This is a genomic window from Butyrivibrio sp. ob235, assembly GCF_900109475.1.
Classification (GTDB): Bacteria; Bacillota; Clostridia; order Lachnospirales; family Lachnospiraceae; genus Butyrivibrio.
Window position 1 is genome coordinate 43045 of the sequence record NZ_FOBE01000020.1, and the last position, 22222, is coordinate 65266.

At 43.3% G+C, this 22222-nt stretch carries 15 protein-coding genes and 1 riboswitch; of the genes, 3 read left to right on the plus strand and 12 right to left on the minus strand.

The features are described from left to right. Positions 1-15: 15 nt before the first annotated feature. Positions 16-1383: a Trk system potassium transporter TrkA gene (trkA, locus tag BMW61_RS13745; protein ID WP_026498911.1), complete on the minus strand. Its 1368-nt coding sequence runs from the start codon at positions 1381-1383 to the stop codon at positions 16-18. Positions 1384-1682: 299 nt separating this feature from the next. On the opposite strand from trkA, the gene BMW61_RS13750 reads away from it, so the two are divergent. Both BMW61_RS13750 and bilS read left to right on the plus strand, forming a co-directional pair. Beyond that, positions 1683-1949 (plus strand): hypothetical protein, encoded by a 267-nt coding sequence (locus BMW61_RS13750; RefSeq protein WP_091822951.1) that lies wholly within the window; start codon positions 1683-1685, stop codon positions 1947-1949. A gap of 7 nt (positions 1950-1956) precedes the next feature. Continuing rightward, on the plus strand, positions 1957-2508 hold the full coding sequence (gene bilS / locus BMW61_RS13755) for a flavodoxin family protein BilS (protein ID WP_022761598.1): 552 nt from the start codon (positions 1957-1959) through the stop codon (positions 2506-2508). Positions 2509-2673: 165 nt separating this feature from the next. Here bilS and BMW61_RS13760 read toward each other — a convergent pair whose 3' ends face one another. The 8 genes from BMW61_RS13760 to BMW61_RS13795 all read right to left on the minus strand — a co-directional run bounded on the left by BMW61_RS13760 (position 2674) and on the right by BMW61_RS13795 (position 16891). Next, entirely contained in the window at positions 2674-6339 is a 3666-nt protein-coding gene (locus tag BMW61_RS13760; protein WP_091822954.1) for an InlB B-repeat-containing protein, read from the minus strand. Between the two features lie 31 nt (positions 6340-6370). Continuing rightward, positions 6371-7084: a hypothetical protein gene (locus BMW61_RS13765; protein ID WP_091822957.1), complete on the minus strand. Its 714-nt coding sequence runs from the start codon at positions 7082-7084 to the stop codon at positions 6371-6373. An 83-nt stretch (positions 7085-7167) separates the two neighbouring features. Beyond that, positions 7168-8601 carry a radical SAM family RiPP maturation amino acid epimerase gene (locus BMW61_RS13770; protein ID WP_091822960.1) on the minus strand — a complete coding sequence of 478 codons (1434 nt, stop codon included), beginning with the start codon at positions 8599-8601 and terminating at the stop codon, positions 7168-7170. 1 nt (position 8602) lies between these two features. After that, entirely contained in the window at positions 8603-9979 is a 1377-nt protein-coding gene (locus tag BMW61_RS13775; RefSeq protein WP_091822963.1) for a radical SAM family RiPP maturation amino acid epimerase, read from the minus strand. Continuing rightward, positions 9966-12545 (minus strand): NHLP bacteriocin export ABC transporter permease/ATPase subunit, encoded by a 2580-nt coding sequence (locus BMW61_RS13780; RefSeq protein ID WP_091822966.1) that lies wholly within the window; start codon positions 12543-12545, stop codon positions 9966-9968. The genes BMW61_RS13775 and BMW61_RS13780 overlap by 14 nt, the downstream gene beginning before the upstream one ends. Before the next feature lie 3 nt (positions 12546-12548). After that, a complete protein-coding gene (locus BMW61_RS13785; protein ID WP_091822969.1) occupies positions 12549-14783 on the minus strand; it encodes an NHLP family bacteriocin export ABC transporter peptidase/permease/ATPase subunit in 2235 nt (744 codons plus the stop codon). After that, positions 14770-16476, minus strand: coding sequence for a biotin/lipoyl-binding protein (locus BMW61_RS13790; RefSeq protein ID WP_091822972.1), 1707 nt, complete (start codon positions 16474-16476; stop codon positions 14770-14772). Before BMW61_RS13790 ends, BMW61_RS13785 begins: the two co-directional genes overlap by 14 nt. A 46-nt stretch (positions 16477-16522) precedes the next feature. Then, positions 16523-16891, minus strand: a complete 369-nt coding sequence (locus BMW61_RS13795; protein WP_175475212.1) for an SdpI family protein — start codon at positions 16889-16891, stop codon at positions 16523-16525. Positions 16892-17056: 165 nt separating this feature from the next. Between BMW61_RS13795 and BMW61_RS13800 the strand changes: the two genes are divergently transcribed. Further along, positions 17057-17929, plus strand: coding sequence for a CPBP family intramembrane glutamic endopeptidase (locus tag BMW61_RS13800; RefSeq protein WP_091822977.1), 873 nt, complete (start codon positions 17057-17059; stop codon positions 17927-17929). A 79-nt stretch (positions 17930-18008) separates the two neighbouring features. Here the strand turns inward: BMW61_RS13800 and BMW61_RS13805 are convergent, their stop codons facing one another. The 3 genes from BMW61_RS13805 to BMW61_RS13815 all read right to left on the minus strand — a co-directional run bounded on the left by BMW61_RS13805 (position 18009) and on the right by BMW61_RS13815 (position 22166). After that, a complete protein-coding gene (locus tag BMW61_RS13805) occupies positions 18009-18353 on the minus strand; it encodes a hypothetical protein (RefSeq protein WP_091822980.1) in 345 nt (114 codons plus the stop codon). Continuing rightward, a complete protein-coding gene (locus BMW61_RS13810) occupies positions 18350-21019 on the minus strand; it encodes an Ig-like domain-containing protein (protein ID WP_091822983.1) in 2670 nt (889 codons plus the stop codon). Before BMW61_RS13810 ends, BMW61_RS13805 begins: the two co-directional genes overlap by 4 nt. A gap of 56 nt (positions 21020-21075) precedes the next feature. After that, a riboswitch (cyclic di-GMP riboswitch) is annotated at positions 21076-21155 on the minus strand. Between the two features lie 324 nt (positions 21156-21479). Further along, positions 21480-22166, minus strand: a complete 687-nt coding sequence (locus BMW61_RS13815; RefSeq protein ID WP_022761594.1) for a hypothetical protein — start codon at positions 22164-22166, stop codon at positions 21480-21482. Positions 22167-22222 lie beyond the last annotated feature (56 nt).

Below are 22222 nucleotides of genomic sequence, written 5' to 3' on the forward strand. Positions count from 1 at the left end.
AAATCACCTCTGTAATTATTTGTCGGATATGATGTCCGAAATATCCTGAAGTCCAAGCTGGCTGGTTATGATAACAACCGTATCTCCCGCCTCTATGACGCTTGAACCCTTAGGGGAGATGATCTCGCCTTTGCGGTTAATAAGAGCCACCAGGATACCCTTTTTCAAATGCATCTCTGAAAGAGGCTTGCCGATAACCGATGCCCCTTCCGTTACGAAGAACTCCAGCGCCTCAACCTTGCCGTCGTTCATCTTATAGAGTGCCTCTATGTTGTTACTACCCATGGAATTACTCATTCCGCGGACATACTGGACAATTCTCTGTGCAGTGATGTTCTTGGGATAGATAACGCTTCCGATCTGAAGTGAGCCGATAATCTCACCGTAATTAACTCTGTGAACCTTGGTAATAAGCTTAGCCTTGGGATTCACGCTCTTTACATACATAGAAAGCATGATGTTCTCTTCATCGAGATTGGTCATGGCAACGAAGGATTCCGTTCCGACGATGCCCTCTTCCATCAGCGCATCCTTGTCGGTTCCATCAGCATTTATTATGAGCGCCTGCGGAACAAGATCGGAAAGCTTCTTACATCTCTCAAGGCTCTTATCGAATATCTTTACATCAATTCCGAATGAAATCAGCTGCTGTGCGAGGTAATATGATGTCGCACCTCCGCCGATGATCATGCAGGAATGTACTCTAGCGGTGGGCATTCCTATTTTTCTGAAAAATTCGGCGATACTTCTCGATGCACCTACGATTGTAAGCTCGTCGTTTGCTCTTAGAACAAAGTCTCCGTTCGGGATGAAAACCTCGTCCGCACGGGATACAACCGCAATCAGCACTTTACTCTTAATCTCAGACTGTATTGTCTTAAGGGACTTATCGCAGATTCTGGTATCTTCTCTAACGGTCATGTGCACTATCTCGGCACGGCCTCTTGCGAAGGTCTCGATCTTGGTGGCAGCCGGGAATTTAAGAAGTCTTGCTGCCTCAGCCGCAGAGAGTTCCTCAGGGTTAACAACCAGGGAGAGACCGAGCTCTTCCTTTATGAAATTGATCTCTCTCTTATAAATAGGATTCTTAACACGGGCGATAGTGTTGCAATGACCGGCCTTTCTCGCTATCAGACAGCACAGAAGGTTAAGCTCGTCATTACCCGTAACCGCGATCATAAGATCCGCGTACTCTATTCCGGCATCCTTCATTACAAGGTAACTTGCGCCGTTACCGACGATGCCCATTACATCAAAGTTGTTGACAACACTCTGAATGACGTCACGTTTTTCTTCAATAACAGTAACGTCATGCCCCTCACCACTGAGCTGTTCAGTCAAAGCTGCGCCTACGTTACCGCAGCCAACTATAATTATCTGCATACTTTCCTCCAAAAAATCTTTATTGCATGGAATATTTTATTCAAAACAATCCATGCAATAAATAATCCCATATATAATACCACTATTTATCATCGTTTACTAGAAATCAAGGAAATAGTGATCTATTAAGCTTATTTCGTGTTAATAAAGTTTGGGTTTAGGTAATAATACATTTATGGATTTTTAAGAGAAATTCATTGGCGATTAATTGTATTTTCGCCGCATGAACACTATACTTTCCTTAAGATTGAGGGGGTGTTAACTTAAACACATATTGATCTTGTTCGAAGGTGTAGTATATGAAAGATTTTTTCTATCGTTTTTTTCAGGGACGGTACGGTGCATATGGCACTGACAGACTGACAAAAACCTGTCTGGCTGCTTCGGTTGTTATCCTTGTGTTGTCGTACCTTACTCCTTTTGAGTTTATATATTACATAGCAATTGCTCTGCTCATTTACAGTTACTTTCGTCTTTTCTCAAAAAATATTCCGAGACGTTATCGTGAAAATGAGGCTTTTGTAAAATTTACCGACAGAATTATAAAGTTTTTCAGAAAACCATAAAGGAAACATGCTGAAATATTTAGTGATCTATGCAAGTGAAACAGGGAATACCAAGAAAATAGCCGATGAAATTTTCTATGCGCTTCCTTCCGACTCCAAAGAAGAGATCAATGTACGAAGCTGGAACGGAAGGCATGATGCCGAGACTTATTTCGTTGGTTTTTGGGTTAACCGCGGTACCTGTTCACTGGAAGTCATAGACCTTATTTCTTCTTTGCATGGAAAAAATGTGGCCTTTTTCGGCACCTGTGGCATGGGAAATGATCCCGCCTACTACAAGTCCGTCGAGGCCATTGCTACTGTCTGGCTTCCCGCAGACAACCGCTATCTCGGTTCCTTCTTTTGCCAGGGCTCCATGCCGGCCTTCATCCGTGATCGCTACGAAGAGCTCCGCGGAAAACGGGGCGATGAATTCGCCGACCGAATGATCGCCATCTTCGATGAAGGACAGCGCCACCCCGACAAGCAGGACCTCCTTCGCGCCAACGTCTTTGCCGACACGGCCGTTCACCGCATCCCCGAACAAGAAAACTACTCCCACCTCAGAGACATTCTGTAAATTCACCCCGGCTCCGAGTGCCCTGGCTTCGCCGACTTCGGCTCCGCCCGCTCGGTGCTCTCAGGCTGCGCGCCGCTACGGTTCAGAGATAAAGCCCCACAGGCTCACTGCCCGGAGGCCCAAACTGTATGCTCATTTTCACCGTCAGTTGGCTCAGAACATTCATCAATCCTTCTTGGATTGGACGTTGTCTTCGATGTTGACGCGGATAAGGGCAAATTCGGTGCCGGTGAGGGCGTCTTCGAGGGTGAAGCGGACGGTGCCGTCATCGTCAACGACTGCTGCCATCTCTTTGTAGCCTGAGCCGGAGTTGCGGTACATGACGTAAATGTTGTCGTTGATGCTCGTGTCTGTGTTTCTCCACAGGTAGGTTCTTACTTCGCCGTCGAAATCCTCCGGAGGCTCTGTGTATACCGCGGCAACTACTTCGCTGTCGTAGCGCTCCCCAAACTTATCAAGTGTGATATTCTTTGCCGAATTCATAAGAGGATCAATATCCTTTATGTTGCTGGTCCCTATCACTTCATCCTCAGTTGTTGTAAGAATGCCGCGGGCAAAGGAAAAGTCTGAATCATTAAGCTTTTCCTTATAGTAGTTTTCCACAGACTTCACAGCGCCATAGGCATGTAAACCGGGAAGGTCATTGCCGTATCTTAGTCTGTCGTAGGAGACAGCTGCTGCCGCAAGTCCCTCTATTGTCTGCCTTGTTACGCTGTAGTTCGGCTCTGTGAATTCGCGCTTTTCATCATAAAAATGCTCGCTAATTATGTCCGTGTTCCTGGAATAATTCTCATCCTTTTCAAAGCATCCAATATAAGTGATATCTTCATCCTTCACCTTTAAGGATTTGGCCTTGGACACATAGCCTTTCTTTTCGCCCTTCCTGTCATCCTTCTTCCATCCGACGAAATACCAGCCCTCATTAGGCTCAGCGGTAATCTTGTACTTACCGTTTTTCAGGACCTTTTTCCTTACATGGCCTCCGCTCGGAGGGCTTGCTACAACTCGCAGTCCCCCTTCCTCTTCCTCATTTACAAAAAATGCGGTAAAGACACTGTCCTCATTAACATTGGTGATTCTGACAGAACTCTTGGTATAGGTATTACCCTTGTCATCAATCCAGTACTGGAAGGTGTATCCGGGCTTAACTTCAGCTTTTAACGTAAAGCCGGTCTCAGCGGCCTTGTTATAGATGTAGGACGTTGCCTTAGATACAGGCGCTTCATTGTTATACTGAACAGTTCCGCCCTCTGCCGGCGAAGGTTCAATAACGACAGTAACCTGCTGCGCACTCTGAACAAAAACCGCGGTATAGGTCTTATCTTCTTTTAATCCGGAAACCACAAAGGTTTCATTTGTGAAAACATTGCCGCTTCCGTCTTCCCAATACTTGAACGTATAGCCCTGCTCCGTATTGGCCTTGGCTGTAAGTCTAAAACTCGACTCAGTCTTCGGATGATACTCATAGGTGGCTGTACCGCCTGCAAAAGTGCCGTCATTGTACTGAGCCGTTCCGCCCTCAGCAGGCGTAGTTACCACAGTTACAGTCACGGAATCCTTGATAAATCTGGCAGTGATTGCCTGGTCATGAGACAGATTGTTTATGGTCAGACTATAGCTTCCGTCCGTCATCTGTGTTCCCGCCATTTCAGTTCCTGTGGGCATCAGAAAGCAGTCAAATACATAGCCCTCAGTAGCTTTGGCGGTAATGATAACATCCTTACCCTCGGGAATCTGAAGCTGTCCGCCGGATCTGATCTCAGCTCCGTCATCATCCGTGTACATTATTTCAGTACTTCCTCCGGATATAGGATCAGCTGTGACAGCAACCGTATAAGCATTTTCCTCAGGTGTGAAAAATGCGGTATATACGCGGTCTTCATTTAAATTAGAAATTCTTATTATATCTTTGTTGTAGGTAGTTCCCTTATTGTCTGTCCAATACTGGAAAACATAGCCGGCTTTTGCCTTAGCCGTGAGAGTAAAGCCTGTCTCTCTTCTTCTGCCGTAAATATATGCCTTGGTAGTCGAAACCGGAGTCTCATCGTTGTACTGAACAGTTCCCCCCTCCTTGGGCGACGGTTCAATAACAACAGTAACTTCATGCTGCTGAGTGAAAACCGCCACATAGGTTCGGTCTTCCCTAAGACCGGTTATGGTTAATACCCTGTCATTATAGAGATTTCCTTTATCGTCCTCCCAATACTTAAAATCATAATTATCTACTGTATTGGGAATCGCTTCGATCGTAAAGCTCGTTTCCGTCTTCGGATGATAATCATAGGTAGCCTGAACAGGTGTTGCGGTTCCGCCGTTATAGCTTACATTTCCTCCGCCGCCAAAGCCTCCCGAATGGGAAGGGACTATAGTAACCTTAACCGTATTTTTTATATATTTTGCGGTCACGGTCTGATCCTTGGCAACTCCTGTGAGTGTTATACTGTAGGATCCGTTACCGTTATCAGTCTCAGGGATTACTGTTCCCGTTGCTGATAAAAAACAGTCAAATTCAAAACCCGTATAGGGCGTAGCCGTTATTGTAACATCTTTTCCTGAAGGTACCTCGAGCTGCTCTTTCTTCGTTACTGTCGAAGAGCCATCTGTATAAGATAATTCCGAATCACCTCCGGTTATGGGATCATCTACACAGGTAACCGTATAAGCATCCTTCACGGCTTCAACATGAAGGTATACATCTTCATTGATACCGGAAGTAGGAATAGTTATGGTTGTAGTATCCGTTGGTGATGCCGGAGTTAAAGTATGTGTAACTCCGTCTGTTCCCGTGTAATAAGCCTGACTCAATTTATATCCGGTTCCTGCTTTAACTACGATATCTTTACTTTTATCAATTCTGACAGGTGCTCCGGTTACGGTTGTTCCATTATGAGTAACCGTAGCCGCATCCGGATATGGAGTTACACTGACAACGGACACAGACGGTTCGTTTGGAACAATCCACGCATAACACATAGCCTTGTATGATTTTATGTTTTTATCTTCGGTATCAACTGTGGTATAAATCGTATACGGATTAGATTCCAGATCATAATCCATATATGTATGCCAGGTACCATTCTTATCGGTATAGTTTATAACTATATGCCAGTGGTCAAATCTATATCCTGTCTTGGCCGTAGCGTTTATCTGCGTCTGGGCCGGCTGATTTGCGGAAAAGCCTCCGCTTACTATTCCGATATCACTTGCCGTTTTCCCCGACGGTATACAATCAGGATCAACCACTGTGAACACCTGGTACTTCGCAGTGTCAGTTGACGCTCCGGCAACAGAAGAATTCGATACGAGTTCTTCCGGAGCATCTTCAGAATCCGGACCAAAAACAGCATCAAGCGCCATGTTTTGTGAAATGTCGGTAACCGTCACCTCGGTATTATCGCCAAGAGAATATGCAATCTTATTATCTACTTTCCAGTGCTCAAGCTTGTAACCTTCCCTGGGAACAGCTGTGGCGGTTAGCGTCCTCCCGCTTTCAGTATTACAGGTTGAATATTCAACATCTCCGTAGTCCTCATTCTCCGACGCTGCGGTAACTTCAGTCATGTCTGCAAGGCTATCGGTATTTACGGGAACAACATCCCCCGCATAGTATTCACCATCACCTTCAGCAAAGATACTTTCAATTGTTCCTTCCGGTGACCCGCTTTCAGTTATCTCTGTGAACAACTCCGAAGGCTTATCGGTTCTCAAAACATTAGAAAAAGGGCCGCACAAAAAGAGCGACCCTATCAAAGCCGTAAGTCCGACAAAACCTGCAGCTACAGCAATACTCATTTTAGGCTTATTGCTTATGCCTTTTCTCCCCTTCTTCATATTACCCCATCACAAAACTTTTTAATCTGTGTTATCGTGTTACAACATTTGCGGCATGATTGATTGCTTCAGCATTTGTAGTAATGAAATATCCCGAAATAGCTTCATTCGCAGTAGCAATCACTGTTACCGTAAGGACAACCATCCAGCCCTCAGCAACAGCAACAGCTGTAGTCATCGCTGCGGCAGCTTCTACGATAGCGGCAGCAACAAGGGCAACTGCAGCAACCTCCGCAGCAGCAGCTACTGTTGTAGCAAGAGCAACAACCTCAGCTACAAATATTAGTACTGCAAAGAAGCAGCCTCCGTTAACCATCTCCAGCTCTTCGGGAGAAAGATTCTCCGGGCTGTGCGGAATTACTATATAGAACTTATCAGGTGTATTCTGATAGATCTCATACTTCCAGCCATCAAGAAGAATCTGTCTGCCATCCTTATCGTCAAGATCTTCGACCTTCTTATAAAGCAAATCTCCGAATCCCTTAACGGCACTTTTTATACCATCATGAGGAAGTACATGCACAATGGTCTTTTCAGGAGAATCAATTACAACATATTCCTTCTCCGGATTATGATTTACTTCGTACTCCCTGAAAATTGCCTTGGGATCCTTTATAAATGCCTGCTTAAACTCCTCAGATTCCCAGCACTGTGAAAAGACTTCACCCATGCGATTCATCTGATCATCAATGGCTTGCTTCAACTCTTTTTTTTGCTCTTCAGTAAGTTCATAATTATCAGACATAACTACCTCCTAATCTGTGGTTTTACAGCTACACATATATACATAATTTTACTTCAGGTTGCGTGCGACTAAATATTATATTTTTATAAAAAAATCGTCTCAATAATGCATCCGTTGTCCCACAAACGGTTAAGATACCAGTATGCGTTTTCCGGAGCAGTAATATTCTCCTTCATTACCATCCCGGCTATCTCTTTTCTTGTGTATTTTCCTTCCTTTAAAAGCTCTGCGATCCTGACCATATACGGTTCTTTAAGAGGAATCGCTTCGCCGTATTTACTCACTATTGCAGGAGCGTTTTTATACTCGGAAATATCCATATAGTCATACAGCTTTAACGGATTATCCTGCGGAATTTCAATCTCCAGCTTTTCCTCTATATAGGCTTTTAGTTTTTCCTCAAAATCATCTCCGTCAGAAAAGCCTATCCACTCGGATTCGTATATCCCCTTCGGAAATCTCTCACAGGCCCTTACAGGGCTTATCAGTTTGAATTTCTTTTCGGGAAAATTGATGCAAAAACCATCCACGCAGCATATTGTTCCGGGATCCGTATCAGCAATGGGTTCATGCTCATTTTCCGTTTCCCTTCCCGCTTTAACATAGGGTGCAAAGGAAGGTGCCTCGGGAAACTGCGGAAGAAGTTCCACCATGAGTAGCTCAGGTGCCGAAAAATTCTCAAATACACTTCTTGCCATCTCGAGAGATCTTATGGTGAATCTGTGAATGAAGCCCATACCTTTAGACAACTCATTCACAAAATACCTTGTTCTCTCAATATCCCTGTCAAAGACCGCTGTAGTTATCTGCGGAACTATGTGAAACTCGTTGTAAAAATCCTTCTCAAATTTCTCATAATCCGGGTTGTCCAAGGGCTCCGTGGCAAAGTACATCATACCGTTACCTGCCGCGTCACCCACAACTTTATGACAGACTCTTATTACATCCCCAAACAGCTTGCTGTTCTCCGGCGTATATCTGAAAAGCTCTTTCAGGGGTCCTGCGTCGAGTCCGCAGAAGGGGCATCCTACCGAACACCCGCTGGCAAGCTCATAGGTAACTACCGTATGTACGAAGGATTCATTTAAGCCTCCAAGCTCCCCGTCGCAGCGCCTCTTCTGGCGAAGCCTCCACTTTTTCAGCTTTTCATTATCCGGGACGCATAGCTCATTTATCATCTTATCCCTGAATGCCAGCTTATTTCCGTAGAACTGTCTGTATCTGAAAAAGCTCTCCGGCATCTCTGATATCCGCTTCGGATCCGATATTATTTGCAGCTTTTCCTTAGGATTTGCAGGACATATCAGAAAATCTGCATCTTCCACGCTAAGTTCAATTCCATATTTCTCAAGAAAGCTCTTTTTATCGGAAATATACTCATCTCTCGCCCCCGGAATAATGCTTGTGACGTCAATCAGCCTCTTGGCATTTGAGAGACCGAGCATAATTCTGGAGCTGTCCTGTGGACTCATTTCATTTAAGTTTTTATCGATAAGTGAAAGCTCATGCTCGTTCATGTCATAGTTTCCCGCTCTTTGTACGTATCAGTCCCATGCCCCACCACTTATTTAGAACGTAATAGATGAGTTCACTCGGGATGATCTTTCCGTCATCTGTTTTTGAAAGCTGCGCAACAATATCACGTTTACGGTTGTAGCCTTCCCCAAGAATTTCAAAGGTCTTCTCGAACATCCCGGCATCGCCTTTAAAATCCATGTTGAACTCTATGCCTTTATCGCTGTGAATAACAATCTTATCCTGCGCTACTTCCAGCTTTAGTCCGTCCTCAAGCCTTACCATATCATCAGGTCCTATGATGTTCTGCATATGCCTGCTTATCATTCCCAAAATGACCTGTCTGAAATCCTCACCGTCAGTAAAGTTTGCAACCTCCAGGACTGCTTCTCCCGTTGGATGCTCCTTTGAAGACCACACCGGTGTGGTGAGCTTCACCTCGTGTCTTGGCATATTTACCACAAAGCCCGACATGCAGGAAATCGTATCCTCGTATTCTCCCTCTGCTGCCCTTCTTCCGCTCTTTATAAGCGATGATGAAGGAGCTTCATCGAACTGCGGAAGTATCTCCGTCAGTATCAGTTCCTCCGGAGTAAAGGCTTCGAATATCTTATGAACCATTTCCTCCGAGAGCATTGAAAATCTGTAGATATTCTTCTGCGTCTCATTTATCTCTTTTAAAAGGGGCCTTAGTCTCTCTATGTTGCTCGTGGATCTGGCGGTAGTAATCTGAGGAATGGTTCCAAAGCACTCCGTATAGTCCTTCTTGAACTTCTCATAATCGGGATTGTCCAGCGGCTCACAGCCAAAGTACAAGGTCCCCATTCCGGCGGCGTCACCGATTATTTCTTTAGCCACATTTATTACATTATTGAAAAGCTTTGCATTTTCAGTTGTGTAGAAGAAAACCGATTTAAGTCCCGAAGCTGCGAGGGCACAGAACTTGCAGCCTACAGAACAGCCATCGGACAACTCAACAGAGAAAGGTGCATGAATAAGCGCACTTGATTTTCCTCCCAGCTGCATCGCACACCTTGCAATCTGTCTGGCCCGCCATTTCTTCATTGAAGGATTTAGGGGCTCACATTTTTCCCTGATAGTATCTCTGTACTTGAACTTGTTATCCATAAATTCCGCATACTTCTCAGCCGGTGTTCCGGGATAAGCCGGATGCATTTTTATCTCGCCGTTTTCAATTGTATTCGGTAAAAAGGATATTTCTTCAGGTGTAAAATCCATCCCGAGCTTAGAGAGATACTCTTTGGGATTTTCATTAAACTCCTTAGCAAATCCCGGGATAAGTGCCTGGTACTCCATAATACGCTTTACGTTCCCTATCACCTCTATATCCTTTGGATCAAAAAATCTATACTTCTCCAAATTCCTGCCTCCTTACAAGCTCGTAGAATAGTCCTTTCTTTGCCATGAGCTCCTCGTATGCACCAACTTCCTCAATCCTGCCTGCGTTCATTACATAAATTCTGTCGCAGTTTTTAACGGTTGATAATCTGTGAGCGATCATTACACGGGTAATATTTCTGGCAGCCATGTTTTCACATACCTTCTGCTGAGTTATGTTATCAAGCGCGGAAGTGGCTTCATCCAAAAACAGAATTACGGGATCGTTGGCAAGAGCTCTTGCAATCAGAATTCTCTGCTGCTGGCCGCCCGATACTGTGCCACCGCCCTCTGAAATAGATGTAAACATACCCATTGGCATTTGTTTTATCTCTTCCGCAAGACCTACCTCCTCCAAAAGCGGTTCGACATCCGAAGGCTTCATCCCCGGATTGGCAAGCGTAATGTTGGAATATATATTCCCCACTACCATTTTTCCGTCCTGAAGTACAACGCCCATCTGCCTTCTCATCTCAGCTTTTTCGAGAGTATTGATATCCCTGCTGTCATAAAAAATGTTGCCGACTTTTGCCTCCTCAAAACCAAGAAGAAGCTTTAGAAGTGTCGATTTTCCGCAGCCTGAGGATCCCACTATACCAATAAATTCGCCGGGTTGTATGTGCATGTTTACATCATGCAAAACATCGGGTTCATCCTCTTCGTAGGAAAAACTCAGATGACATATTTCAATCTCACCTCTTAGTGCCTTCGCTGTGGGTGATAGCCCCACCACTTCCGCCGGTTCACTGAAAATTGGTTTGATACGGTCCATAACCGGAATAAGACTCGCCTGTGTCAGGAAGAAATTTACGAGCTGTGATACTGCGGAAGTAAACATTCCGTAGGCACTTGTAAAAGCAGTATACTCACCTATTGTCAGTGACTGCTTCTTTTTTATTACTACGTAGTAGATTATTCCCGTATATGCCACTGCCATTATCGATGAGAAAATGGAACCGGCATTTGAGATTCTAGCCGATCTCATGTCGTACTTCATAGCTTCGACGTTGGCCTTCTGGAATTCAAAAAGGCTCCTGTTCTCCATTCCGGAAACCTTTATTTTAAGGATTCCCGACAGAAACTGATAGAGCATTCCGTTTGCTTTTGTCGATGCTTCCAGCTTCTGTTTTTCCTTGGACACACGCAAATATCCGAACAGATACATGACGATTCCCGATATGATCGCCATTATGACGCCGCGCCATGCCAGTGTCTTGCACTTATCAAACATCTTGTAGAGATAAAACATCGACAAAACAAAGCCAAGGCAGGCAGTCACTCCGGAAGTAACCGTGGAAGAAAAAACTCCCGACACTGCACTTACACGGTTAACAAGCTCTATTGATCCGAACTGCTCAATGAATTTTTGCGGAAGCTTGAAAATCCTGTCAAAGGTCGCGCCGACAATCTGGTACTCCAAAGTTTTAATGGCTCTGAAATTAGCCAGATTCCTGACTAGGCTGAAGAACATATTACCGAGCATTATAACGAAAATAACCAGTCCCACCTGATATATGGGTTCAAAGAGCCCCAGCGGTATCAGATTGTCATACAGCTTCTCATTCAGATAGGGCATTGCAAGTCCTATGAGAGCCACAAAAATACTCATCAAGACAAAGACAAAAATATCCCAGGAATTAATAGGCCTGATTCCAAACAGAAGGACATCCTTAAGTGTCAGGGATTCATCGGGAAGATGTCTGTAGATGATAAACGCAGTCTTTTCAATCGCATTCGCCTCTACCTCTTCCACAACGAGTTCTTCTTTTTTCTCGATGTCATACATCATGTATGTATGGGCATTTTTCGGAACACAAAGAACGGGTCTTCCATCATCCTTCATGAAGCCCAGAAGCATTCCCGCATCCCTCTTATACCAGTTCTTATCGAGAGTGACCTCTCTGGTTATAAAGTGGGAAAGTCTTGCCATATCCTGAAGCGTAAAATCGTTCCCCTTTACAGCAAGAAGTCTGTCATAGCTTATTAGCGGTATCTTCAGGTAGTCGCACATTACGCTTACGGCGTTGTATAAGGACGAATCTGTTGAAAAATCATATTCAAGTATGCTCTTGTTGCGAAAAAGAGTTCCTATAAGATCAAGCTTGGCGTCAAAATCCCTGAATTTTTGACGGTGAAACTTTTGTATCGCATCCTTCTCCCGGGTCAGAGTGTTGTCATACCAGTCTATAAATCTTTTTTGATAATCCGCTTCCTCTGTCCCCGGAATATTATCAAGTTTGTTTGCGAATTTATTGCCGAGCTCTTTATCATCCTCTGTTAATTCGTGCTTTGAAAGCGATACCTCTTTTCTTGGAATTATTACAAAACTGTACTCCCTTTCGGGATCGGATAAGGAACAGAAAAGTCCTGGTATGATATCACCCTTTTTGGCATCACAAATATACAAGGACCTATCGGTCACCTGTTCTTTGGAAAGCTGCATATATACAAATGCATCGCCCTCTTCCACCCTGAAGTATTCGTCACTGCTCCGGGTAACAAAGGACTGTGAGCCTATTAACTTTATAAGTTCCTTTGAGTCATCCATAAATTACGCCGATTCTGAAATTAGTTTTTTGTATAACCCCTGCATGGCTACAAGTTCTTCATGCGTTCCTCTCTCTTTGATACGACCGTGCTCCAGGACGATTATTTCATCGCAGTCACGAATAGTCGAAAGACGCTGAGCTACAACTATGCAGGTGCAATGCCTTCTCTTTATGTTGTCGATTATTTCTTTCTCGGTTACGGTATCAAGCGCAGAGGTTGCTTCATCCATAATCAGAACTGTCGGATTCGTTGCCAGTGCTTTTGCAATTTCAATTCTCTGTCTCTGGCCTCCTGAAATATTTGAACCGTTGTCCTTCAAACGGTATCCGTAGCCACCGTTTTTCTTTACTATGTCATCATGCACACAGGCATCCTTGGCCGCTCTTATTATCTGTTCCTGCGTTATCGCGCTGTTCCACCCGCTGATGTTTTCATATATAGTTCCGTCAAACAGTGATATCTGCTGAGTCACAACCGATACCGAGCTTGAAATCACCTCCGGACTTATACTTTCTATTTTGCTGTCATCAAATAAAATGTTGCCTTCCCACTGCTCGTATAGGCCGCTAAGGAGCTTGGATACGGTTGATTTGCCGCAGCCGCTTGCCCCTACAAGAGCAATTGACTGACCGGGCTCTGCCTTAAGATTGAACTTCCTTATAAGCGCTTCGTCCATCTTGTTGTAGCCAAAGGTTACGTCCTCCATAACTATGCGCCCCTTTAGCTTACTGTCTCCTTCAGTCGCAATACTCTCGGATGCATAGCGATTTTCTATCTTATAATTCATGATGTCGTCAACACGCATCATGTCATTTTTCACCTGCTGAAGTGACCTGATAAAGCTGACAATACTGTTAAACGGTGAGGTAAACGCCGCAAGAAAACCGTTAAAGCACAGCAGCATACCCGGAGTCATATTTCCTTCAATTACTTCTATACTTCCCAGAATAAGCATGATTACCGTGGTTACGTGCCCCATACTCTGTGGGATAACATCCAGCATAGCCTGGGTTTTTCCAAGCTTCTGATCATTTATATTTACCTCTGTGTAATATCCCATAAGTCTTCCGACATATTCGCCCTCGGCACCTACTGCTTTAAGGCTCGATGAGGAAGATAGTCCGTTATAGAGAGCACCCTGCAGTTTTCCTGTATCCATGCCGAACTTCATGGTCATGGTTCTGATCTTGTCTGAAACCCTTATCGCCACAACCATCGAAATCAACGACGATGCCAAAGCAATAAGCGACAGCTTGGGTGAGTAACCTATCATAAGTAATAGGTAGATAATACTGGTTATCGCATTTATAAATACCGTTACAAACTGTCCCGAAAGGAAAGCTGAAACAGCCATGTTGTTGTATACTCTCGACACCAGATCTCCGGCATAGCGCTGTTCATAAAAAACCATTGGAAGCCGCAGCATATGAGCGATCATGTGGTCAGTAGTCATCAGACTTGTTTTGGCCCTGAGCAGTAGCGCTATTTTAGAATTGAGATATGTAAAATATGCCGAATACAAGGCTGTCACAATCATGAAAAGAATCAGCCATTTCATCCAGGTGATCTTGTGCTTAACAAGAATACTGTCCAGAAACACCTGGGAATATACCGGCGTCAGAATTCCGGGTAAAATCAGTGCAATCCCGATCAAAAAGAGTGCAACCATTGTCTTTTCCTGACCTTCGAGGCGCTTTTTCATAAAGCTCCAAAGCGTACGCTTTTTCCCGGCCCTTGTAAAGTCCTCGGTTGGTTTAAATGCAAGTACCGTTCCCGAATACCCTTCTTCAAGTTCCTCATAGGTTAGCTTTCTGCGCCCCTGTGCAGGATCGTTTATATAAAAGGATCCAAAGTGTAATCCTTCAAAAACGACAAAGTGAGAGAAATTCCAATGAATAATGCAGGGCGGCCGGTTCTTTTGAAGCATAGATCTTAAATCGCGCTGACTTGCCACAACCTCGAGGCCGTATTTTTCAGCCGCAAGATATATATTCTTCGCGTTACAGCCATTTCGTGAAACACCCGTCTCAACGCGCAGCTCCTCAAGCGGAACATACTTGCCGTAATACTGCAGTATCATTGAAAGGGAAGCTGCTCCGCACTCATTGACTTCCATCTGATAGACAGTGGGCGTCCTGGCATAGATCACCTTTACCCTTTTCTTCTTTTTCTTTTCACTTGCCCTATGATATTTTCGTGCGATCTCCTCGGGAGAAGGATTATTATTGTTTTCCATCTTCAGCCTCACGAAAATCAAGCTTATTCTTGATGTACGGTATAAGCAGGTCTATAGGTTTCTTTTCCTCGGTTATAATAGTTACCGAAATAACAGTTCCTGTGGACAGTTCAATATCATTTCCCTTATTTGTACTCCAGGTGTAGCCGCTCTTGCTATTGGGGTCATAGACCATCTTGCATCTGACTTCAACCACCGGGCCTTCGTTTTCGAAGCGCTTAACAACCTCTTCGCTTGCAATCTGCATCTGCAGGTCTTCCTGAGAAGCGACATGGCTTGCTATAGATTCAACATACCCTTGAATATGACCATATTCCTGACGGTCAACGGTTGAAGGGAAAATATATGCACTCATGCCCGGTTTAAGCTTAAAGGCATCTTCAAGTCTTACGTAGCAAACCGCAATATCATCATCAAGACTTCCGGAAAGCAACGCTGCCACTTTTCCTCCTACTCCGATTCCCTGTCCTTCCGCAATGGAAACATCATAGACTTTACCTTCTACATTTGATTTTATAAGGCCTTTTGAAGCCTTATTTAAAAGCGAATCTCTCTGAGCCTGAAGATCGATGAGCGTAGCTGATTTTTGATTGTTAAACTGCTGCTCATAATTTTCTTCATTGACCTTCATATCCCCCTCTGCCAGAACACTCTTAAGCTCAAGCTCATCTATCTCATCCTTAAGAGCTTTATATGCTGCTTTGGCGGACGCATAATCCTGAAGGACCTCTGAGTATTCGGTTGATGCAATAGTATTATTGGCCGTGGTCTCGGAAAGAGAATTTACATATTCAAGATAAGCTTTTCTTGCACTGTCCAGCTCATTATTAGCAGTCTCAACATTCTCCTCGGCTTCCTGCATAAGATACTCGGCATCATTTGCAGCAGCTTCCTTGGCTTCCACATCAGCAAGGGCTGCTTCGAAAGCATTTCTTTCCGCCTCGGTATGCTCAAGAGCATCAAAATCGAAGTACTGGGCATCAAATATCTCCTTCGCGGAATAATAAGTTTCCTTGAGGCTGATATAGTTTGCCTTTGCTGTTTCGTATCTCTGCGAACAATTTTCGTAATCGGTACTTGCCTCGTTATACTTTACCTGCGGTTCCTGATCCGTAACATTCAGTGTCGCAAAAAACTGCTGCTTAAAATCAAGCATCTGCTGTTCTTTTTCATTCGCAAGGGTCTGTGCTTCCTTCAGTTTTTCCTTCTTGAGCTGCAGCTCCGCCTCTGTGCTTAGTGCATCCTGGTCAGCCTGCTTTGCGGAAAGCTTTATCTGAGCCATCTGCTCTGTATCCGAAGTAACAATGTCCATTTCCGAGTCAAAGGTCATATTCTCGACATACTGTATGCGGGTATCAAGCTGCTTGATTCGGTAAATATCATCTTCATCTCCGACTGTCGCAACTATGTCGCCCTTATGAACCACATCATTGTCCTTGATATTAACAGAGACGACAAAGCCTTCAGTCTGTGAATAGATGTAATTCGCACCCTCAGCATTTAGGTAGATTCCGTCAGTATCAACACTTGTAGGGAGTTTTCCAAAAAATCCCCAGACAAGAAGTCCTCCGATAATAATAAAAGCACCGAAAATAGAGACCCAAACCGCAGGCGAAACAAGGACAATCATCCTGTCCAGTTTATCCTGAGCCGCAATCCTATTCAGTGCTTCTTTGTTGTAAACACTCTTCAACTGAGTCTCCCCCCACTCATTAAAGTCATGTCAGAAGTGTTTGATTTTACTCCCCAAACTTTTCTTTCAACTTTTTCTCCGTCGGAACAATCATAACGATTATCATGACAACCATCTGTACCAAAATAATAAGCACCATTGCTGCAAGTGGATTAAAGCCTGCATTTTTCACAACCAAAACATAGGCTATTCCACTAAGTACCAGTGCTACTATCCCATAGATCATAGTATTTCTGCCGCTATAGGTATTCGCAAAATCCCAAGCCTCCTGGCTGCTCTTGGATCTTTTCGTTCTGTACCCCTTGGTATCATTGATTTCTTTCGGTGGATTTTTCATAAGAATAAATCCTGCAATCGCCGCTATCACAGGACAAATGAGAACACAGATAAATAATAGAAGCTCTATTCCTGCCATAATACCCCCCATACAAGAATCAAACACTATATATCGTCTGCTAATTTATTTATTTTACCATATATAGTAAAAAACGCAAAGTGCACAATGTTATTTTATAAAGTTTTCAAGATTGCTGTTTAGCTGTATTATATATGTATATTCTAAAGAAATGAGGGGTGTTGTATGAAAGGAGAAAATGTTATGAATACAAAGGGGAGCAAAGGAAAAGCAGTGCTTGTTGCACTGGGATTAATGTTACTGTTTCTGGCTATCCAGGCCGTAGTTGGATTGGTTGCATCCATCATTGCACCGATTATGAATCCGGAAGCTGCCACAGATGCAGCAGCAATTACAGCTTATGTTATGAGCGTTATGCCGGTGGTTCAGTTCATCGCAGAAATTGTCTGCATTCTTGTTTTCGGAATCTGGTATTACAGAAGTTATGTCAAGAAAGCAAAAGAGCTTAGAACCTACGAGTCCGGCTTCAAAAAGATTGCCAGTCTTAAGGATATCGGCTTTATTCTTTCGCTGACCTTTGCCGCTTATTTTCTGGCTGCAGTAATCGGCTGGCTCGTAACGGTACTGATTCCCGGCAGCGGAGATTTATTTAGCAGTTTGATAGGTGCTATAACTGATGGCAATAAGACCATCGGCATGCTTACAGTTATGCTTCTGGGACCTGTCGCAGAAGAACTGTGCTTCAGAGGAGTAATTCTTCAAAAATCAAAGAAGGCTTTCGGTATCGTAGGATGCACAGTGCTTTCAGCTGTAATGTTTGGCCTGATGCACATGAATCCCGTTCAGAGTTTATATGCTATTCCGATCGGCGCAGCGCTTGCATTCACTGCTTACAAGTACGAGTCCATCGTTCCTGCAATGATCGGACACATTGTTAACAACAGTTTTTCGATGATATTGTCAAATCTTGTAAAGGAGGATTTAAATCAAATCCTGGCTCTTGTATTATTTGCAGCCTTCGCTGTTCTTTCAGTAGTCATCTACAGGAGCATACCCAAGGTAGAAAAATTCGATGAGAGTGATAAGCTCTCCGCATAAAAAGTCAAAGGCTTTTGCGAAAGAAGTTTTACTTGAAACAAAAAGAGGCGCCGGGAACTAATCCCTGCGCCTCATATTTTTAGTTGTAGTTAGTATCAAACGGTGTAAGCATGATCATTCCTTCCGTGGAATCCGAATAGGTCACCTTCACTGCTTTGGGATAATCAATCTTATAGTCCAGAATATATCCCTCCTTCGTTAATGCTTCCAATTCTTCGCTTAATCCTGACAACGCGGCATCCTCCGAGGTGGCATTTTTCAAAACGTTCGTCACTCTTTCCGAAACAACACTAATACTATTGCCGCTCATATTTGTCACTGCCTCCTTATCACCGTTATCGGTTACCCTGCGGTTGCATCCGCAAATAATGGAGCATGAAATTATCGTAATCAGTATAACCGTCCGAACTGCATTTTTCATCATTTTACAACCACATTATCAATTATGCCTACTGTATCAAATACGGAATCGCCCTCATCAAATGTCACGAATTCAAGTGTTACTCTCTGATTTCTGAGCGAAGACAAATCGTAGGAAACATCCTTCCACTTAGTATGATAAACAGTATCGTCACCGTCATCAAAATCGATATTAAATATCTCATACCATGTGGAAGTATTAACCTCTTCACGTGCAAGCTCTACAATCAGATTTCCGTTTGTATCAAGGAGACGGGCAATAAATTTATCGTCAAACTCAGTATTAACATATTCCAGAGGCTCTTCGGATACCACATTATAGGTAAAGCTGAGTGTGCTTGCATCCGACGGAACCACAAAGGTCTGCGAAAGAACACTTCCCTCTGTACCCTCATTCTTCTGTGTGTCGTAAGAAGAGGAGGATGATCCGATACCGGTTGTAAGTATCGCCATCTTTTTTCCATGAGTGGGTGATAATTCTGCAAGTCCTGTTATGGTTCTTGCATCACCAAGATGATACCATTCTGTCAAAGCAGGTGTTAATTCAAAGCTTCCGTTTTTGAAATCATCTGTGAACAGCACAGTATTGGTTGATCCTGAAAGTATAGGGTATGCTCCGTGTCCGTCATTTACCCCGTATGTTGCCGTTGCACTTGCGAATGCGTCGCCTGTTGTCTTACCGGAAGCAAGTCCTGTAACAAATGCCTTCATAAGATTTCTGCTATAGATTGCAAGAACTGAATTATGGAAGCCCACAACCGTACTTGCTCCGCGTCCTAAGAACGCTGATGAAAATTGATTATTTACAGCCGTTCCCTCGCCCATAAAATCACAGGTCTCAGAGAAAAGCACTTTTCCGTTCAGTGCACTAACACCAAGGTTTGCAGTGAAGAATGATGGCTTAGCCCAGTAGTAAGTTTTACCATCCATAAGTATAGTTCTTACTACTCTGCCCTTTATCAGATCTGCATAATATGCGTTATCCTTAGCATCAGTAACCTCTTCATAGGTACACATGAAAAGATCATTTCCATAAGAGGATCCATGCATACTGAAAACAATAACATCATAGGCTGACATAGCTTTGAAGTCTTTTAAGGTAGCTTCCTTCATAGTTGTTGTCAGTCCCATTCCATTCAGTTCCGGAATGACTTCGTCGTTATAATATGCCTTTCTCCAGCCTACTTCATTACTTCCGCTAAAACCGAAGTATATGATAGCTTTTCCGATTGATCCTGCAGTATTTGAGCTGTTACGCACAATCGGTGCAAGAGATTCCGACTTAATCATTGTATCCCAGAGTCCGCTTCCCTTGGGATTACGAACTTTTCCGGTACCATTACTCTTAATTGTATTCTCTTCAAGAGATACTGCACCTGTGGTGCCATCAGTATATTCAAAGGTTATAACATTTGATTCACTGTCAAATGTTCCGACAGATTTAATATTTCCGGAGTTTTTCTGTTCATTTAAGACATTCTGAACTGCTGTCTTTTTTACTTCGATGGTGGCATTTGGATTAAGAGTTTCCGTTACCTCTTCGATGGCATTATCCGCTGCTGTCATCTCTTCTCTATTTTCAGCGGACATTACGGAAACAACATCAATATCAACTGTGTCAGAGGTTATCTCCTCTGATCCCACATATGCCTTTACATAATAGCTGTAACGACCGTTATTACCTGATACAAACCTTTTGTAAGCAGAGTAAATCTGGTCTCCCTTCATATCATCGCCGCTATCTTTATAAACTCCGTCATCCTCCATCGCTTTTACAAAGTTGCCATTGGAGTCATAGAGTTCAACTTTATCTACATTTACAGCGACTGTGGCATATAAATATACCGTATTGTCTGTGGTTCCTGCTACAACACTATTACTTGAAGCAGTTAAAGTTACAAGGTCTGAATTCTTTGATGCGGAACCTATGGTTGACTCTGATGATCCACCTGAGTTACCGGACTCACCTGAGCCATTTGTGCCATTTGTATTATTTGTATTATTTGTATTATTTGCATCCTTGGAATCCTTTGAATCCTTTGAATCCTTGGAGTCTTTGTCATTTTGTGTTGAACCGTTTACCTTAACAAGTAAAGATGCGTTTTTCTTACTTCCGTCATCGGCTGTTGCTGTTATTGTTGCAGTTCCTTCTGCTTTGGCAACAATAAGTCCTGATTCTGAAACTGATGCAACAGACTCATCTGAACTCTTAAAGCTTACTGTTTTAATAGAAGCATCCAAGGGTTCTACTTTTGCTGTTACCTGATAATTCTGTCCCGCATTAAGTTCTATCTGCTGATCCCCAATGGATACAGTGCTTACGGGTGAACCTACATAAATAGTACATTTTGCACTTTTCTTTGTGCCCTTTATTGTAGCTGTAATAACTGTTTTTCCCTTTTTTACAGCCTTTACGTTGCCCTTGCTGTCAACGGTTGCTACCTTGGGGTTCTTACTCTTAAATACAACTGACTTCTTTTTAGAAGAGGTTGTTGCCTTAAGCTTTACTTTTTTGCCCTTCTTAAGTGTGTACTGGGAATAATTGAGGGTAATTGATTTTTCCCCTGAAGATGACTTCTTTGCCATTACTGACATAGAAGTCGGCGAAACGCCGGAAAAGACAATTAACATTGTCAAAGCAATAGCGAGAATTGATTTGATTCGATTCATAATGAACAAATCCCCTTTCTAAAAAACCTTCGCTTCGCAAAGCTAAGGTTCTCAGAAAGTGCAACTGGCTGACTTCGTAATAAAAGTCCCTATAGCTTTGCGTCCTATGGTCACCCATAGTTTGCCGAAATATGTTTTGTCGCAGAACAAAAACAGTAACTGTAGTGTATTCTCGGATTTAGTTTCCGTCAATCAGACTAATTCTAAAATATTTATAAACGAATTTCTTTATATTCAAAATTTAATAATTCCCTTAAACTCTTCTATTTTCCTGATATTTCTCTTTGTATCAGCAAATTTAGTTTCCGCACACCTGACATAGAATATTCTTTTTATCGTTGATATCTATTTTTATAAAGGTTAAAGTTAACAAAAGCGACTTCTCACGTTTCCCAAAATCGGTCCTCAAAAGAAAAACTATCCCCATCGTATATAATAGAAAAACCGCTCAAACGAGCGGTTACTTCTTAGCAAGAACATGTATTGTATCCAGTGTCTGTGTGCATTTGTCCTCAAAGTCATCATCCTCTGCCCTTGAAAAGACGATTGTGAAGACCTTGTTTTTGGATAGAACTATTGCGGTAGCCTGGTGGATTGTCTGCGTGTTCTCCGGGGTAAAAGATGTCCTTATCATATATCCCGGGAAGCCGTCATACTCCATATTTTCAAAGGATTCCAGAGTGAAGCCGATGTTTTCTCCGTAGAGACTTTCGTAGTTTTCCTTTTGAATAGTCTCATACATCTCTGCGGTGAGTTCATCATACCTATACTCGATGTTGGTAGCATCCTCGGATTCCCCTGCTGCCCTCTGAGCATTGGTAAGAATCTTCTTTTCCGGAAGAACCGAAACCTCGTAAGTAATGTTTGCGGATTCCAGCGGATAGTGCTCATTTACAAATACTCCGGGTTCATCTGAGGCCTTAAATCCCATAGGCACGAAAAACGTACAGGCAAGTGCTTCCGGAAGCTTTGACATACCTCCGACCTTGGATTCATCACCTGATCCGGAAGAATTCTCAGAATCCGCATCCTTAATCATGTCATCCAGAACCGCGCCCGCACCTGCCGAAGCCAGCGTGCTAATCCTGCTGTTCCCAAGCGTGAATACCGTAAGTATGAAGATAATTGATAAAAATCTTTTTCTCAAATGTCTCTCCTATATATCTATAGAAATAATCTTTCTGTAATCAGCTATCCTCTTGT